The organism is Amphritea sp. HPY (assembly GCF_050870985.1).
In the GTDB taxonomy this organism is placed as follows: Bacteria; Pseudomonadota; Gammaproteobacteria; order Pseudomonadales; family Balneatricaceae; genus Amphritea.
Window position 1 is genome coordinate 1936553 of sequence record NZ_CP194015.1, and the last position, 17497, is coordinate 1954049.

16 protein-coding genes are annotated in these 17497 nt (G+C 49.8%); 2 read left to right on the top strand and 14 right to left on the bottom strand.

Annotated features, from left to right (window positions below):
- Position 1: 1 nt before the first annotated feature.
- The 14 genes from ACQUQM_RS08825 to ACQUQM_RS08890 form a co-directional block, all read right to left on the bottom strand.
- Positions 2 to 1012 carry a HupU protein gene (locus ACQUQM_RS08825; protein ID WP_432474106.1) on the bottom strand — a complete coding sequence of 337 codons (1011 nt, stop codon included), beginning with the start codon at positions 1010 to 1012 and terminating at the stop codon, positions 2 to 4.
- The gene (locus ACQUQM_RS08830) at positions 1005 to 2369 is read right to left on the bottom strand and encodes an ATP-binding protein (RefSeq protein WP_432474107.1); all 1365 of its coding nucleotides are present in this window, start codon (positions 2367 to 2369) and stop codon (positions 1005 to 1007) included. The genes ACQUQM_RS08825 and ACQUQM_RS08830 overlap by 8 nt, the downstream gene beginning before the upstream one ends.
- A gap of 143 nt (positions 2370 to 2512) precedes the next feature.
- Entirely contained in the window at positions 2513 to 2893 is a 381-nt protein-coding gene (locus ACQUQM_RS08835; protein ID WP_432474108.1) for a TraR/DksA family transcriptional regulator, read from the bottom strand.
- A gap of 13 nt (positions 2894 to 2906) precedes the next feature.
- Complete coding sequence (locus ACQUQM_RS08840; protein ID WP_432474109.1) at positions 2907 to 4718, bottom strand: PAS domain-containing hybrid sensor histidine kinase/response regulator; 1812 nt, start codon at positions 4716 to 4718, stop codon at positions 2907 to 2909.
- Entirely contained in the window at positions 4702 to 5865 is a 1164-nt protein-coding gene (ercA, locus tag ACQUQM_RS08845; RefSeq protein ID WP_432474110.1) for an alcohol dehydrogenase-like regulatory protein ErcA, read from the bottom strand. Before ercA ends, ACQUQM_RS08840 begins: the two co-directional genes overlap by 17 nt.
- Before the next feature lie 202 nt (positions 5866 to 6067).
- Positions 6068 to 7975: a molecular chaperone HtpG gene (gene htpG, locus ACQUQM_RS08850; RefSeq protein WP_432474111.1), complete on the bottom strand. Its 1908-nt coding sequence runs from the start codon at positions 7973 to 7975 to the stop codon at positions 6068 to 6070.
- Between the two features lie 123 nt (positions 7976 to 8098).
- Positions 8099 to 8812 (bottom strand): DUF599 domain-containing protein, encoded by a 714-nt coding sequence (locus tag ACQUQM_RS08855; RefSeq protein ID WP_432474112.1) that lies wholly within the window; start codon positions 8810 to 8812, stop codon positions 8099 to 8101.
- A gap of 267 nt (positions 8813 to 9079) precedes the next feature.
- A complete protein-coding gene (locus tag ACQUQM_RS08860; protein ID WP_432474113.1) occupies positions 9080 to 9427 on the bottom strand; it encodes a RidA family protein in 348 nt (115 codons plus the stop codon).
- A gap of 25 nt (positions 9428 to 9452) precedes the next feature.
- Entirely contained in the window at positions 9453 to 10859 is a 1407-nt protein-coding gene (locus ACQUQM_RS08865) for an FAD-dependent oxidoreductase (RefSeq protein WP_432474114.1), read from the bottom strand.
- A complete protein-coding gene (locus ACQUQM_RS08870) occupies positions 10856 to 11176 on the bottom strand; it encodes a (2Fe-2S)-binding protein (protein WP_432474115.1) in 321 nt (106 codons plus the stop codon). The genes ACQUQM_RS08865 and ACQUQM_RS08870 overlap by 4 nt, the downstream gene beginning before the upstream one ends.
- A complete protein-coding gene (locus ACQUQM_RS08875; protein WP_432474116.1) occupies positions 11154 to 12284 on the bottom strand; it encodes an NAD(P)/FAD-dependent oxidoreductase in 1131 nt (376 codons plus the stop codon). Before ACQUQM_RS08875 ends, ACQUQM_RS08870 begins: the two co-directional genes overlap by 23 nt.
- Positions 12285 to 12384: 100 nt before the next feature.
- Entirely contained in the window at positions 12385 to 13386 is a 1002-nt protein-coding gene (gene dctP, locus ACQUQM_RS08880) for a TRAP transporter substrate-binding protein DctP (protein WP_432474117.1), read from the bottom strand.
- Between the two features lie 50 nt (positions 13387 to 13436).
- Positions 13437 to 14735 carry a TRAP transporter large permease gene (locus ACQUQM_RS08885; protein ID WP_432474118.1) on the bottom strand — a complete coding sequence of 433 codons (1299 nt, stop codon included), beginning with the start codon at positions 14733 to 14735 and terminating at the stop codon, positions 13437 to 13439.
- Positions 14728 to 15288: a TRAP transporter small permease gene (locus ACQUQM_RS08890; protein ID WP_432474119.1), complete on the bottom strand. Its 561-nt coding sequence runs from the start codon at positions 15286 to 15288 to the stop codon at positions 14728 to 14730. The genes ACQUQM_RS08885 and ACQUQM_RS08890 overlap by 8 nt, the downstream gene beginning before the upstream one ends.
- A 166-nt stretch (positions 15289 to 15454) precedes the next feature.
- On the opposite strand from ACQUQM_RS08890, the gene ACQUQM_RS08895 reads away from it, so the two are divergent.
- Together ACQUQM_RS08895 and ACQUQM_RS08900 are read left to right on the top strand one after the other, a co-directional pair.
- Positions 15455 to 16381 (top strand): LysR family transcriptional regulator, encoded by a 927-nt coding sequence (locus ACQUQM_RS08895; protein WP_432474120.1) that lies wholly within the window; start codon positions 15455 to 15457, stop codon positions 16379 to 16381.
- A 251-nt stretch (positions 16382 to 16632) separates the two neighbouring features.
- Positions 16633 to 17496, top strand: a complete 864-nt coding sequence (locus tag ACQUQM_RS08900) for a DMT family transporter (protein ID WP_432474121.1) — start codon at positions 16633 to 16635, stop codon at positions 17494 to 17496.
- Position 17497 lies beyond the last annotated feature (1 nt).

The window sequence follows — 17497 nt, forward strand, 5'->3', positions numbered from 1 at the left end:
TTCAGCTTTTCTTATTTTTGTGGTGGTTAGACAGGTCACCCGGCGGATAGATGATCCGCTCAGAGACGGCATTGGAGCGCAACCGTTCAGGAGTTGCGGCCTTTGATAACGATGCCAGGGCAACAAACCAGGCTTTTGGCATATCGGTTGGCAAACCCACCGGTATGCCCGCTATTTTCCGGGTTTTAGTGAATGCAAAAGCGGGTTCTTCAAACTCCGGCGCAGTACAGTTAATACAGGCGTAACCGCCACGGGTACAGGAGCCCTCGCCATTCCACGGCCGGATATTACAGTCAGCATGGGCCTGGGTACCGAGACAGCCCATATTTTCCATCATGCAACCCTGCTCGCCCGGATGTTCCGCACTGGCCTTGTACTCATAGTATTCATTACGGGAGCAGCCATGATGCACCAGATGATCGGCATAGTTTCTGGGCCGCCCCAGCGGATCAACGCTGTCTTCTGAAAACTCATCAAGTGCAAGTTGCAATAAGGTCTCTGTAACCCAGTTGGGGTGGGTAGGACAACCGGATATATTGATGACACTGGCCGCACCGGCCGAACGATACTCTTCGCCTAACAGACCACCCGGCAGCTCGCCATCATATTGCAGCCCGGTCGCCTCGGTGATGTTTTCCCCGGCAGCACTAATACCGCCGTAAGCGGCGCAAGATCCCACCGCAACGGTATAGCGCGACTTAGCAGCAAGATCCGTTACCCAGTCAATCATCGGTCTACCGGTGCCCCCCATCAGATGGAAGCGGCCAGTACCCGCAGGCCCCATCAACATAGATCCCTCTATGCATAAAATATCCAACCCTAAATCGCCATCGATTATCTGCTGCAGTATGGATATCACCTCGCTGCCACTCTCCTCACTCAGCGAGGGGTGCCAAAGCAGATTAATACCTGCAGCCTCTAATGTGGTGATCAGATCCGGAGACTCGGCGTTGAGCAACGACATAGTACAGCCACCGCACCCCCCGGATTGTAACCACAGCAAATTAAGCATCCTGCACCTCTTGATCAGTGTCTGGAACTGCTGAATCCCTGGGCAGTTCAAGCCTTGCCAGTACGCCACCTCGGGGATGATTTTCTACCGTCAGACTACCACCATGCTCAACCACAATACCGTAGCTGATAGACAGGCCAAGCCCTGTCCCCTCACCGACGGGTTTAGTGGTAAAAAAGGGATCGAACACCCGCGACAGGTTTTCTTCCGACAGGCCCGGGCCGCTGTCACGTAGCGTGAACCACACCCGCTGCTCATCTTCACCCGCCGCCAATTCAAGCCTTGGCTCGACTTCCTGCTTCATCGCATCAACCGCATTCTGAATCAGATTGACTATCACCTGATGGATCTGCCCGGAGTGCCCCCGCGCCGTCAGCTGCTCAGGCAGATCGATAGAAAGTTCAATATCCCGCTTACTCTCTTTGATAATCCAGTGCAATGCGGTGGTGATAACATGGTTCAGGTCAAACTCTGTCTTGGCGGTTTCCTGACAGGATGAGAACTGACGCAGATCCCGAACAATATCTTTAACCCGGTCCGCCCCCTCCATTGTGCCATCCACCAGCGAATTCAGATCTTGGATAGCCTTATCCAGTCGCAGATCTTCCCGAAGCTCACGCAGTGCCATGCGGGAAGCACCCTCATTGATGGCGTTAAAGTAGGTCACCAGCTTATCGGTATAACGCTGCAAGGCGTGCATATTGCCGTAGACAAAACTGATCGGGTTATTGAGTTCGTGGGCGACACCCGCGACCAGTCGGCCAAGGGAGGCCATCTTCTCCGACTGAACCAGACGTTCCTGTGCCAGTTTCAGTTCGGCATGGGTATGATTGAGGTCTTTGTAAGCTTTTTGCAACTCGCCAAGGGGGCGCCCAACGATCACCATCCCGGCCATCCTGCCGCGATGATCTTTACGTGGACTGCAGTTCATCGCTAAAGGCACGGTGCCTGTTGTGCTCTTTAATTCCACTTCACAGTCACGCACCGGCTGAACCCGCAACTGACTCTGGAAGCTGGCGATTTTCTGCTGGTAATCATCCGCCACCAGCGAACTGAAAGACTGGCCAATAAGCTGCTCAGCACCCTGCCCGGTCAGCTGCTCCAATGCGCTGTTAACCTGCTGAATCATGCCCTGTTTATCACAGACAATCAGCACATCACTCATAGAGCTCTGGACGCTGTCGAGAAAGCCCTGAGTCTCTTCCAGCTCAGCATTTTTCTGCTCAATCTCGACCTGGTAATGCACCAGATCGGCATAGGTCTCATCCATTTTCTGGATAACACTGACCCAGGCCTCGTCGGCCATAGCGGCATCTTCGGGTAATGGTTCGGTTTGGGGTAACTTTTTTTCTGGCATCGGTTACAGGCTTGGTTTTCAGGCTTAAATTACAGGCTTAAATTACAGGCTTAGTTTAAGCAGTGACTTATTTACTTCCATTAAGCCTACTCTCCTGTATAAGTGAGTGCAAAACCGGGCCGTGGGGAGCTTTATAATAAGCGTCATTCCTGTTCCTGTTGTGCCTGACACTTAATACAATAACGACTATCAGGCCGGGCCTTCAGGCGCGCTGGCGGAATCAGATCATCACAATCCTCGCAATAACCGTACTCAAACTCAGAGCCATTTTCTGAGTCATGCTCATTATCGTTGAACTTCTGCCGGGCATGAACCACTTGCTGTAAGCGCTGCTGACACTGTTCCAGATTAGCCAGAGCCATGTTCTGTTGCTGTAAGGCATCACCGCGGGATACCCGGCCAACTGCTTGCTGATCCAGCGTTACCGGAGCGGCACTGCGCTGCAGATCGGCAATTTCTTCACTTAACAACTCACTAAGTTGTAATAGCAATTGCCGGTAATATTGTAATTCCTGATCGGTCACAGACAGCTCCCTTTTAATCCAGCAGATGGCTCAGTAAAGCCCTTAGCTTACCCGGCTTGACCGGTTTATTCAGCACCGGAAGCTGGTGCTCCCTGAATAATCGCCTGGATTCCTGCGACCGGTCGGCGGTAATAATGATCGCCGGCAGATCCGCCCCGAGATGTTTTCGCAAGCCGGTAATAGCCTCAACACCGGTAGCATTACCATCAAGATGAAAATCAGCAACGATCAGATCAGGTTTAAAATTGTTATCGATACACACCTGAATAGCCTCTGCTTCACTTGCCGCCAGCGACACCTCACAGTTCCACTGCTCAAGTAACGCCTCCATGCTAACCAGGATACTCTCTTCATTATCGATAACTAACAGCTTCTGCCCCTGCATTGCGCTGTTGTAATCCGTGACCGACTGCTTCGCGACTGGCTGGAAACGGGCACGGCTAACAGGCACCTCAACACTGAACATAGTGCCCTTACCCTGATTCGACAGAACGCTGATACGGTGATTCAGCATCTGGGCTATACGCTCTACAATTGCCAACCCCAGGCCAACACCTTTCTTGCCACCTTTTTGCTGCTCTTCCAGCTGCTGAAATTCCCGGAAGATATCCTGCAGCCGGTTTTCAGGAATACCCGGACCTGTGTCCCACACCTGAATACTGACTTTATCTCCCCTGCGCCGGACTCCCAGCAAAATTTTACCGCTGCCGGTATAGCGAAACGCATTACTCATAAAGTTACGCAGGATACGCATCAGCAGCCGTGTATCGCTGGTAACACCGATGCCTGTTTCAACCAGATGCAGGCCGATACCGGTCTCTTTTGCCAGCGGCTGAAACTCAACCCGCAACGCGTTAAACAGATAGCTCAGCGGAAAACTCATAATATCCGGTTGTACCGCATTCTGATCCAGTCTTGATATATCCAGCAGATCGGTCAGCAATTCCTCCGCCCCTTCAAGGGCCAGGTGGATCCGCTCTACCAAGTGATCATTGCCCTCTTCCAGCTCCCGCTCTCGCAAGGTTGAAACCAACAGCCGTGCCGCGTTCAGCGGCTGTAGCAGGTCATGGCTGGCCGCCGCCAGGTACTTATCTTTGCTGCGGTTAGCCGCTTCAGCGGCTTCTTTAGCAACCTTGAGCTCTTTTTCAATGGCGCTACGTTCAGAGATCTCTTGCACCAGCTTGCCATTCAGGGACACCAGATCATGGGTACGTTCTTCAACCCGTTGCTCCAGCTCTTCATTCAGCTGTTTCAGCTTTGCCTCGGCCTTCTTTCGTTCAGTAATGTCCTGAACAAAGGCTTCGATCATCGCCCCCTGCTCATCCTGCTTAAGCAGTACATTCATTGAAACGCTGACCCGACTACCATCACGCCGACGAAACTCGGTTTCATAACCAAACAACTTGCCATACAGGCGCAGCTTTTCAAGCAACACCGGATATTCGTCTGCGTGATACAGCAGATCGATAGCAAAGTTGGTCACCTGCTGGCAGATATGCTGCGGATCGGTATAGCCGCAGATCTTGGCCAGAGCAGGATTCGCAGCACTAAGACCGTCATCAAGCCTGGACTGAAAGATACCGTGCTGGGCGTGTTCAAAGATTGATTTATAGCGGTTACGCTCCTGTTCCAGCTCTTCCAGCTTATCCGCCAGTTCAGGATAATAACTTTTGCGGGCAGACTGACCACCAAGCCCCAGCAGGCTCTCAACCGTCAGGGCATCCCTTTCTGACAATGCTTGCTTGCCGGCCGGCGCGTTCCCGCCAGGAGCATCCCCTGCAGGGGTGTTCCCGACAGAAGTACCAGGGTCAGAGCGCTTCTTCATATACAACCTCAACATCCCGCTTATTCGAGCGACGCGGATTGGTCAGTATGCAGGGATCCTTAATCGCCTTCGCCGACAAGATCGGTATATCACTCAGGTTTACACCACTGGATGCAAGGCCTTCAATAAGACCAACATCATGCTTCAGTTTAATAACAGCATCCTGTAACTGCTTATGAATCTGTACCGGGTTCAGCCCCCGGGTATCGATTCCCATCGTCTCGGCGATGACTTTAAATTTATCTTCCGTGGAGCGGTAGTTGTAACTGATCACATGCTCCAGCAGCATGGCATTGCACAAACCATGAGGCAGATCCAGGAAGCCTCCCAAACTATGCGACATGGCGTGCACGGCACCAAGAATTGCATTTGAGAACGCAAGTCCCGCCTTCATACTGCCCAGCATCACCTGCTCCCGCAGTTTAATATCCAGCGGATTTTTCACCAACGCGACCAGATTTTCATTGACCAACCGGATCGCGTCTAACGCATGCATATCCGTGAGCGGGCCACTGCCGGTGGAAACAAAAGCTTCAATCGCATGAACCAGTGCATCAACACCGGTGCAGGCTGTAAGAAACGGGTCCATTGTCACCGTTGTTTCCGGATCAATCAGTGAAACATCGGGTACTACCGCTTTACTGACTATGGATATTTTCACTTTCTCTGCCTGATCCGAAATGATGGCAAACTGAGAAACGTCGGCGGATGTGCCTGCGGTAGTCGGAATAAAGATCAACGGCGGAATAGCCACATCGATAGTATCCACCCCTTCAAATTCAAGGATATGGCGCTTATGAGTGCTTACAATACCTATGCCCTTGGCACAATCCATCGGGCTGCCGCCACCCACCGCGACGATCACATTACAACCGTGCAGGTCATAAAACTCAGCCCCTTTCATTACCTCTTCTGCGCGGGGGTTGGGTGAAACGCCGGTAAAAGTCACATACTCCAGGCCCGCCATCTGCAAGCTCTGCTCAACATCTTCAACCCAGCCTGCCGCTTTCACTCCAGGATCAGAGACCAGTAGCACCTTACGGGCACCAAATGTGCGGGCAAAATTGCCTACCGTTTTACGGGCACCGGCGCCGAAAATAATTTCGGGTGATACAAATTTACGCAGGTTGCCAATATCATCACTCATTATTTAGTCCGCTTCCGGGGCTGATCTTTCGCCCCGATTTATTGTTATTGTTCTGGTTTCCAGCTGTCTCAGGGTAATTTCAAGACAACTTAATCATTCGATTATATCAGTGTAACAGACATAAAAAAGGCGACCGATGGTCGCCTTTAGTTATAAGCATTACTACTTAATTGCTATTCAAAACACCGTTCTTAACAGTATTTTAGCTGATCAGATTTACCAGCAGCTTATTCAAACGGTTTACGTAAGCGGCAGGGTCATCCAACTGACCACCCGCTGCCAGTTGCGCCTGTTCAAACACCACCAGCGCCAGCTCATTGAAACGATCTTCATCGGTTTCAAGATCCAGCTTGCTGACCAGTGGATGCTCAGGATTGATCTCGAAGATCGGCTTAGTATCAGGGACAGCCTGACCAGCCGCTTCCATGATCTTACGCATCTGCATACCCATATCGTAGGCACCCAGAACCACACAGGCCGGTGAGTCGGTCAGACGATGCGTAACACGTACTTCGCTAACCTGCTGCTCCAGACTGGTTTTCAGACGCTCGGTCAGACCTTCCATCTCTTTGGCGGTCTCTTCCTGAGCTTTCTTCTCTTCTTCGTTTTCGGTCTCACCCAGATCCAGATCACCTTTGCTGACATCCTGGAAAGACTTACCGTCAAAGTCGAACAGCTGGCTCATCAGCCACTCATCGACACGGTCAGACATCAGCAGCACTTCGATACCTTTCTTACGGAAGATCTCCAGGTGCGGGCTGTGCTTAGCCGTGTTGTAGTTCTCTGCAACGGTATAGTAGATCTTCTCCTGACCTTCCTGCATCCGGGAAACGTAGTCTTCCAGATTTACCGACTGTTCAGAAGAATCGTTATGGGTAGAAGCAAAACGCAGCAGCTTCAGCACAGTTTCACGGTTAGCGTGGTCCTCTGCCGGGCCTTCTTTCAGAACTTCACCGAACTCGGCCCAGAATTTAGCGTACTGCTCCGGATCTTTCTTAGCCAGTTTACCCAGCATATCCAGGGCACGTTTAGTCAACTGGGTACGCAGCTTATCTACGACTGGATCTTTCTGCAGAATTTCACGGGAAACGTTCAGTGACAGATCATTTGTATCAACCACACCTTTAATAAAGCGCAGGTACATCGGCAGGAACTGGTCCGCTTCATCCATGATAAAGACGCGCTGCACGTAAAGTTTCAGGCCACGGGGTGTATCACGGTTCCACAGATCATATGGTGCGTGAGCCGGGACATACAGCAAGCTGGTATATTCCAGATTACCTTCGACGCGGTTATGGCTCCACTTCATCGGATCCTGAAAGTCGTGGGACACGTGCTTGTAGAACTCTTTGTAATCATCATCGCTCAGCTCGTTCTTGGAACAGGTCCACAGAGCTGTTGCGCTGTTGACTGTTTCATCCTCTACAGCAGCAGGCTCTTCGCCCTCTTCCGCTGGCATCGGCTGAGATTCCATGATCACAGGCAGAGAAATATGATCAGAATACTTGCGTACTAAAGTGCGCAGGCGTGAAGCATCGGCGAACTCTTCCTCACCCTCTTTCAGGTGCAATACGATGGTGGTACCACGTTGCGGCTTATCAACCGTCCCGATAGTAAACTCACCCTCGCCCTGGGAAACCCAGTGCACACCGTCAGCAACCGGGGCACCGGCTTTACGGGTAAATACTTCAACCTTATCGGCAACAATAAATGCGGAGTAAAAACCAACACCGAATTGTCCGATCAGTTGTGAATCCTGTTTCTGGTCACCGCTCAGTTCTGACAGAAACTGGGAGGTACCGGATTTAGCAATAGTACCCAGGTGATCAACGACGTCCTGACGGTTCATACCGATACCGTTGTCAGCAATTGTTACTGTCTTGGCATTGGCATCAAAATCGATACGGATATTAAGATCGCCGTCACCTTCATACAGATCATTATTGGCCAGGGCCTCAAAACGAAGCTTATCGGCAGCATCGGAGGCATTCGAGATCAATTCCCGCAGGAAGATCTCTTTATTGGAGTAAAGAGAATGGATCATCAGGTGAAGCAGCTGCTTCACTTCGGTTTGAAAGCCAAGCGTTTCTTGCTGAGTTTCTGTGCTCATTTATCAATTCCCAAACTAACTAATACAGAATAAATACTGCAAAAATAGATGGGGCCAGCACCTTTCTTTTCAAGGGGCTGGCGTAAAAAAATGATCTGAAACGAAGCTTTGTCGAATTAGAACTCAGTCGGTCTTGCTGATCACCAGCTGACGCAAAGTAGAGGATTTAAATTCACGACGGTAGAGAATAAAGACCACTCCGGCAGTCAGGGCCATAAACAACCAGGGATTAATAAACCAGCCCAGCACCGCCATACTGAAATAATAGGTACGCAGCCCCAGATTGAAGTTATTCGCCGCCATCGAACTCATCACAGCCAACCGGTTAGCATGAGCTTTATGTTCCTGTTCAGTTGAGCCATCTTCAGGCATCGGCGCACCACCGATCATCACCGAGGTAAAGCCGTACTGGCGCAGACTCCAGGTAAATTTAAAGAAGGCATAGATGAACAAGCCGATCAGCAGCAATAACTTCAGCTCCCACTCCGCCTTGGTAGCATGACCGGCAAACGGGATATCGCCGACCACATCAATGACCTTCTCGGTCGAGCCCAGCACGGTCATCAGGCCCGCCAAAATAAGCATGGTCGATGAGGCAAAAAATGAAACGCTACGTTCCAGGTTTGCAATCACCGTTGTATCAGCGATGCGCACCTCCCGGCTGAGCATATGGGTCATCCACTGCAGTCGATACTGATGCATCAGGCTGGCCAGACAGTAGGTATCCCGTGCTCGCTTACGGGTATAGGCGTTATAGCCCTTGAAACAAGCCAGAAACCAGAACATCGCCAGCAGGTTGAGCCAGTTAGTCGAGATAAAGCTGAGCAGCTGTTCCATGTGCGATGATCCGGATAGAAAACGTTATAAGCTATTGTAATTAAATAATTCAAGTAGACAACCATGGTTCAGAGCAGCTTCTCATATAAGACCACAATTGAAACTTGAGTAACTCATTGAACGATGATCCAACAGTGCTAGAACGTATAGCCCGTATTCAAAACACTGAGCATTTATCTGCCTCACCGGACAGATATACAAAAAAGCCCTCATTCCGAAAAATGAAGGCAAGGTTTTATCTCTACGACAATGATAAAACGAAGTACTTTACTTAGCAGCGGTTACCGATATTTCTACCAACAGATCGGGGCTTGCCATCGCAGCCTGTACACAAGCCCTGGCGGGGGCATGACCTTCAGGTACCCAGCTATCCCAAACAGTATTCATCTCTTTAAAATGATCCATGTTTTTAAGATAAATAGTTGCTGAAAGCATTTTTTCCGGACTGCTACCAACAGATACAAGCAGATCAGACACTTTCTCAAGCATCGTGCGGGTTTGATCCATAATATTGGCGGAGCGATCTTCAGCTACCTGGCCACACAGATAAATCGTATTTTCATGTACAACAACCTTACTCATACGGGCTGCTGTCTGATAACGTTCAATTGTCATTTCAAATAATTCTCTTAATAAACTATCAGTTTGAATCGGTATTACCGATCGCAGCCAATTCGCCCAGGGTTAATGGCTTAATAGGTGCGCGGATATTGTAATAACCAACCTGAGCAGGCGATGTTTTGAGCTCGCTGGCCAATAATGATGCAACGGTTGTTCCGCATTGGCGCCCCTGGCATGGCCCCATGCCTGCACGACAAAAAGCCTTGGTCTGATTAGGGCCGCGACACCCATCATTTGCCAGTCTACGAATTTCCCCGGCAGTCACCTCTTCACAGCGACAGACAATGGTTTCATCCGGCGGCGACATAAACTCTTCAGCAGGGCTATATAAACGGTCCAGAAACGGCCTGATGACTAACTGCTGCTGCAATTCCTGTATAGCCTTTTCCTGTTCAATCTCATTGCTCCCAGTACCAGCAGATCCGGCAGCTCTTTGGCGGACGATCTCAAATACGGCCAGTTTGCCCTGCAGCTCAGCCGCAAGTGCACCACCGATTCCGGCGGAGTCACCCGCGACCAGGATATCCGGATGGCTACTCTGTCCCCACTTATTAAGCTCAGGTTTCCAACACTTCTGTACTTCATCCCAAATATGGGCAAGACCAAGCGACCGGGTCAGCTGGGTATTAGGTATCACACCCTGATGAACTAACAGAGTGCTACAGGGAAGAGTTTGCCGATTACCTTTATGATAATAATTAACCGCCGAAAGATTGCCTGACTCGTCCTGGTCTGCACTGAGGCCGGAAACACCACTCAACTGCTGAATCCCGGCTTTTCTTATTTCAGAAAGCATCCGCATACCCTTCAGCACAAAGCGCCAGCCCTTTAAAGCACCAAGGAATTCAGGCAAAGCCGATCGATAGTTCTTACCTGGGGTCGTATCCAGAATCGCATCAATCTTAATACCGGCCCTGATCAACTGACATGAAATCAGTAACAGCAGAGGGCCACTGCCGGCAATGACTATTGGCCCCGGCGGCGTAAGCCCGGATGCCTTTAACAATATCTGAGCAGCTCCACAGGTCATTACTCCAGGCAAAGTCCAGCCGGGGAAAGGAGCGGGCCTTTCCTGTGCGCCGGTCGCAATAAGCAGCTTATTAAATTCAAAGCACCGGCTTTCACCGTTAACAGATACATAGAGGATATTATCTGTAGTCACTTCCCAGACAGTTGCCCCATGCAGATAGGTGACACCAGCGCCAGAAAAAGCAGTTAATAGCTTTTCACCATAGTAATAGTCTGGCCCAAGTATCTGCCTATCTTTTAAGACGGGGCTACCGATATTGCGATAGATCTGCCCGCCCGGGCGTGGCTGTTCATCGAGCAACAAGACCTTAAGCCCCTGCTTCGCTGCAGTGCTGGCTGCCGACATACCGGCAGGGCCTGCCCCGATAATCACTAATTCAAACTGGTTAGATTTCATAAATCATCACCCAATACCTGACGCGCCCCACGCTGAATATTCACGACCATTCCATCACGGACTTCAGTCATACAGGCTTGCGTATTTGGCTTGCCGTCTATTTCCATCAGGCAATCGAAACAGACGCCCATCATGCAAAAGGGAGCCCGCCCGCTGTCAGTGACCGGTGTTGTACGAGTAGGTCTGACCCCTGCCTGTAATACTGCAGCAGCCACACTTTCACCTTCTAACACTGTTATTGTCTGGCCTTCAATACAGATAGAAACCAGCCCTTTTTCACTAACAGGCAGACGATTAAACCTGGAATCTGTCGGCATGAAATTTCTCCAAATTAAGTACCGGATCAGCATTACCCTCGGTAATCCAATCAGCGATTGGGCCTGCGTGCGCTGCTGCCAGAGTGACGCCACTATGGCAGGTCACCAGAAATGCTCCCGGGAATTCTTCTGACTGCTGGTAAACAGGGTGTCCGTCCGGAGTCATTATTCTTAAAGCCCCCCATGAACGAATCAGGCGGACATCTTTCAACAGTGGAAACATGGTCACGGCCCGGCGAGCAATATCCGCAATGACATCGGTGGTAGTGCCACTGTCAAAGCCAACATCCTCCTTTGAATCGCCGCACTGAATCGTGCCTTCAGCGGTTTGTCTTACATGTCCGGTTGGATAATCCAGGAAATGCTTCACTCGCTCGGCTATCAGCACTTGCCCACGATTAGGAAAAATGGGGGCCTCAATACCAACCATTGAAGCAAGTTTCTTATTCCCTAAACCCGCCGCTAAAACAACTTTTTCGCTAACGTAACTACCAACAGCACTGTGCAGATGAAACTGACCATTTACCGGCTGAACACGGTTGATTGCGCCGGAATTAATTAGCTTCCCACCTAAATCAGTAAACCTTTTTAATAAGGCACGCATCAGATATAACGGATTAACATGACCATCTTCCGGTCCCCAGGTGGCACCGGCCACTTCAGGACCTATTTCAGGTACCATCTCTTTAAGCTGCTGATGATCCAACACCTCAAACGGGTAACCTTCGCTATGTTTCGCTGCCATCTGATCGAGCATTTTCGCCCGTTGTGCCAGTTCATTCTCAGACAGGCAGATAAACAAACCGCCCTTCTGTGACAGCTGAATATTTATGCCGGTGCTGTCTTCAAGACTGGCAGCCATGTCCCCCCACAATCGTGCTGATAAACGGGTTAAATTGGCATATGCCGGGTAGCTATCCCCCTTCCCCTGCACCCATACCAGACCAAAATTGCCCCGCGATGCCCGGAAAGCGATATCCCCCTCATCATAGATGGTGACTTGCTGCCCTTTCTCCTGGATGCCCAAAGCGACAGCCAAACCAACTAAGCCACCGCCAACAACAGCTACATCAGAACCATTACGGCTTGTTCGAATACCCGCCGCCATCTGCTTCTCTCCAATAGTTTTGGTAAATCTTATTCTGGTAAAACTTAAAGTTTGATCAGGTAGGTCCGGTCAGGCATGTAGCCTGACCGGCAGATCGAACTTATTGAGCCAGAGCGGCGTTAAGAATTTTCTCAGCCCATTCCTTACCGATATCATCGACAATTTCAGGCCATACATTCTGTTTAACTTTTTCAGCAGTCGCTGCAATCTGCTCAGGGGTTACCTCAACAATTGTTGCACCGGCGTCAGCCAGACGCTGCTCATTAGCCACCTGATCCTTCTCAGCCGTAGCCCAACGACGGTTTTCAAAGTTAAGAGCCGCCTGAGATACAGCAGCTTGCTGCTCAGGTTTCAGATCATTGAAGCGCTCTTCATTGATCAGCAGGTACCACACTTCAAAGTGTGTATTCAGTGGCACATAGTATTTTGTCACATCGCGGAATGATGCAAAGTATCCCTCAGCACCCGAGCCTATAACACCATCAACCACACCGGTCTGAACAGCGGTAAATGCTTCTGAGAATGGTAGTGGCGAACCGATAAAACCGACATTATCTGCCAACAACTGGAACACCTTGATCGGCGGAACACGTACTTTAGCTGACTTGCTAATAGTGGAATCAGCAGCACCATCAACTTGCTTATTCAGCGCAACACCGCCGAAATAAACAGGCCACGCACCCAATACTTTGATGCCCTGCTGCTGGTACAAAGAAGATACGGTTTCACGCATTACAGAACCGGGGCCAAATTTACCCTTGGCATCTTCCCATCCCTGAACCATGTATGGCAACGATACGATCTGGAAACGCTTATCAACGCTGGAGGCGATTGGCTGCACTGCCATATCGACAGCACCTAGCCCTACACGTTCCTGTACCACCGTATAATCACCCAGTGCATTTGCCGCGTACAATTTGACTCGCAACTTACCCTCTGTTGCTGCAGAAACATCTTCAGCGAACTGCTTGGCATCTATATCAATAGCGGCCCCTTGTGGACGAACGTGGGAGAGCTTAAGCGTTGCCGCTTCGGCAATTCCAACGGTGGCCAGCGACAAAGACATCGCCAGAACTAATTTTTTAGTAATTGATGTAAACATGGTTTTCCTCTTTTTGTTTTAAGACCATTACGGACTGTATTTAAACGTTTTTAGTAACCAAGCTTTGCCGGTATAAACTCTGAAAGTTCGGGCCAGATTAAAACCAGCACTACCACCGGCAGATAGCCAAACAGCAACAGGATCATTGCCGGCTTAATGACTTCGGTGAATTTGACATTGCCTATACGAGCACCCAGATAGAGGATGCTGGCATACGGAGGTGTCACCCCGCCCATTGCAGTGGTAACACCCATAATGGCGGCAAACTGGATAGGACTTACGCCAAGCGCGCCCATCAACGGCATCAGCAGTGGCGCAGTCAGAATGATCGCGGTGATATCATTCACCACCATGCCGATAGCGAACAGAAACAGCGTGACCAGAATCAGCAGCGTCGTTTTGTCCTGAGTAATCTCAAAAATAAACTCCACCAGCGCTTGCGGAATATCCTCCATAACGAACATCTGACTCAGCATCAGACTAAACAGGATCATGATCAGGATGGCGCCGACTGCGGTCGCTGACTCTTTGCCCGCTTCAAGGAAGCCTTTCCAGGTAAGTCCTTTATAGATCATGAAACCTACCGGCAGGGCATAAATCACAGCAACAGCAGCCGCCTCGGTTGGCGTCATGATGCCGCCATAGATACCACCCAGAATAATCACCGGCATTAACAAGGCAGGTGTAGCCAGTACGGTATTTGAGCCGGCCTGCTTTACCATTTCACCCATCGAGACTTGTTCATCCAACACCAACGGGAACTTACGAGCCATCACCAGATTCACAATGGCAAAATTCAGCATTATCAGAAGCCCTGGCCCCAGAGTTGCCAGAAAGCTTGCCAGAATTGAGGTCTCGGTGACCCAGCCATAAACGATCATGGTGACACTGGGTGGAATCAACAGGCCCAGAATTGAAGAGTTGGCGATCAGCGCCGTGGCATACGCCCGAGGGTAGCCTTTACGCTCCATCTCAGGAATCAACAGTGGGCCAATGGCCGCAATGCCTGTCAGGCCACTACCGGAAATTGCACCAATAATTGCACAGCTGATTGAAGCCACAACACCCAGGCCACCACGAATACGGCCGACAAAGACGTTAACAAACTTCAACAGACTTGCGGCAATACCGCTGACACTCATGATGGTGCCGGCAAATACGAATAAAGGAATAGCCAGAAGCACAGGGTTTGTTAACTGACTGAATCCCCATAGCATCATCCCCTTAAAGGTCGCTTCACCGATTAATGCCATTACCATCAAACCGGCACCGAAGCAGTACGGCAGGGGCACCCCTAAACTAAGCAAGATCACGAGTACCGCGAATGCTAATAGCGCTATTTCAACCATCTGCACGCACCTCTTTCTGTTCTAACATCTGAAATTCATCGAGCTCACTGGTATGGGGATGCTCATGATCTATCGGCTTATCTGCATCAGGACCTCCTTTGATCAGGAATCCAATATGCTTATACAGATGCCAGGCGACATAACCACTCATCAGCAGCAGACCAATAAACAAGGCTGACTCATAAATAATGGTTGGTAGATAAAGGGTCGGAGTCTCTTTGCCGACACGCATGGCATACTTGAAGTAGTCCCAGGCCCACCAAGTCAGCCAGACAGAGATGATCAAACTTAAGAACTCTGATATCACTAACAGAATATGACGGGCTCTTTCCGTATCGAGAAAAATCTCAAGGACATTAGCCCTGATTTGAGTATCCTCACGTGAGGCATTTACTGCGCCAAGGATGTAAAGCCAAAGGGTCGGAATAACAGCGACCTCCTCTAATCCCATAATCGGGGTTTCAAAGACGTAACGCGTAATAACCTGAACGAATTGCAAACCAGCAACGGTGCTGATTAATATCGCCAGTGTGTATCTGAACAACCTCTCCATAATTATTATCTCTTTGCTGGAGCCTATTAAAAGTTGATAGTGCTGAAACGAAGTTCATCTCAGCAGGTCATGCCATGGTCACAAAACGAGCAAATAACATCAAATCGTTTGTTTTTGGCACTTGATAACATAATGTTATATAGTTTCGCCTTGAAGGAGATCTAATATGGCCAAATTGAGCTTTAGACAGGTAGAAGCATTTCGTGCGGTAATGATTGCAGGCACCACAACCGGTGCAGCTGAGATGTTGTTTATTTCACAACCTGCTGTCAGCCGCCTGTTAAGTGACTTCGAAGCATCAGTTAAGGTATCGCTGTTTGAGCGTCATAAGAAACGCCTGCTACCGACACCTGAAGCTTTAATACTTTTCGAAGAAGTTGAAAGATCATTCGTTGGCGTTGAACAGCTGGCAAGAACGGCTGAAGAACTCAGGGAATTTCATCGGGGAACACTCCGGATAGCCTGTATGCCAACGATGGCTCAGGAGTTTCTGCCGAAGGTAGCCCATGACTTTCAGCAACAGAATAAAGGAGTTTCGATGACCCTTCAGGTCAGAAGCTCACAGCAGGTAGCCGACTGGATTGCTACCCAACACTTCGATATCGGATTGTCCGCAATAAAAGTGTCTGACCCTGCCATTAAAGTCGAGTCGCTTGCACAGACTCAGCTAGTTTGTATCTTGCCGCCCGGCCACCACCTGAAGGACAAAAGTGAAATTGTTCCTAAAGATCTTGAAGGTGAGTTATTTGTTTCACTGGGAACGGAGCAAAGCATCAGGTACAAAGTTGATGAAGTATTTGAGCAAGCGGATGTTAAAAGGCAGATGCTGTTCGATACCCAGGTTTCCCATGTGGCTTGCTCCTACGTACTGGCGGGATCAGGAGTATCTCTGGTAGACGCAGTTACGGCAATTAACTACGCCGACAGAGGCTTAATCATTAAGCCTTTTACCCCGTCGATACGCTTTAATTACAACATTATCTATCCAGCCACACGCTCAAAATCCAGGCTGGCACTGGAATTCTCAGAACTTTTGAGATCAAGACTTGCAGAGCTATCAAACAGATCAAATGGACTACTTATCATTAAGTGAGGAGCTCAATAAAGATCTAAAAAAATGGCTCTATCGATACACGCCACCATCGACAAACAAGATTAAACGACAACAGATAAGCCCACGCCTTAGTAGTTGTTTTTACAAATTCTTTCCTGACCTTCGCGCCTAAGCAATGCTCTTATCTATTACTGATAGCATCTCAACCTTCACACGCTGTATCATCACCTCTATCGATGAAGAGAAACAGTTCTAACTATATTCTTTAGCAAGCTGCAGGATAGACAACCTTGGCAACCCAACAATCCCGCTTACTGCTCGGCGCAAGCCTGGCCCTGGCCACCTCATTAGTGATGAGCCTGGCTGCTGCGGCGATTAAATATACTGCCGGTTATGTTTCGGTTGAACAGATCGTACTGGCTCAGTATCTGATCTGTGTCGCGGTAATGCTGCCCTGGCTGTGGCGTAAAGGCCCGACAGTTCTGAAAACCGAGCGCCCACTATTGCATCTGATTCGCGGTGCGGCAGGCTGGCTCTGTTTTTACTCCTACTATCTGGCATTAGATGCCATTCCAATGGTCGATGCTGCTCTGCTGCGTAACGCCGCGCCACTTTGCGTACCATTTGTCTTATTAGCATGGCAGGGCTATCGCATGCCATGGCTAAACTGGCTACCGATACTGATCGGTTTTGTCGGCATCGCCCTGGTCTTAAAACCCGATGGCAGCAACCTCAGCATCTGGTACCTGGTAGCCTTTGGCTCGGCGATCACTCTGGCGGGTTCTATTGTAACCACCCGGGTTTTGACCGCTAGCGAGCCAACCAACCGTATCCTGTTTTACTATTTTGGTTTTTCAGCCGTATGCAGCCTGCCCCTGGCCATCATTAACTGGCAGCAGGTGCCGCTGTTTACCCTGCCGCTGATGCTGGCAATCGGGCTCTCAATATGGATAATCATGTGGCTCTATACCCGGGCCTACAGCTACGCAAAAGCGTCGGTGATCTCACCAATCAGCTATTTCGGGGTTGTTTTTACTGGCATACTGGGCTGGCTTTTCTGGCAGCAAGTACCTGATATGATTGCAATTATCGGTGCAGCACTTATTATCACAGGCGGTATCGGCTCAGTGTATTTAGGCAGAGAAAAGGATTAAC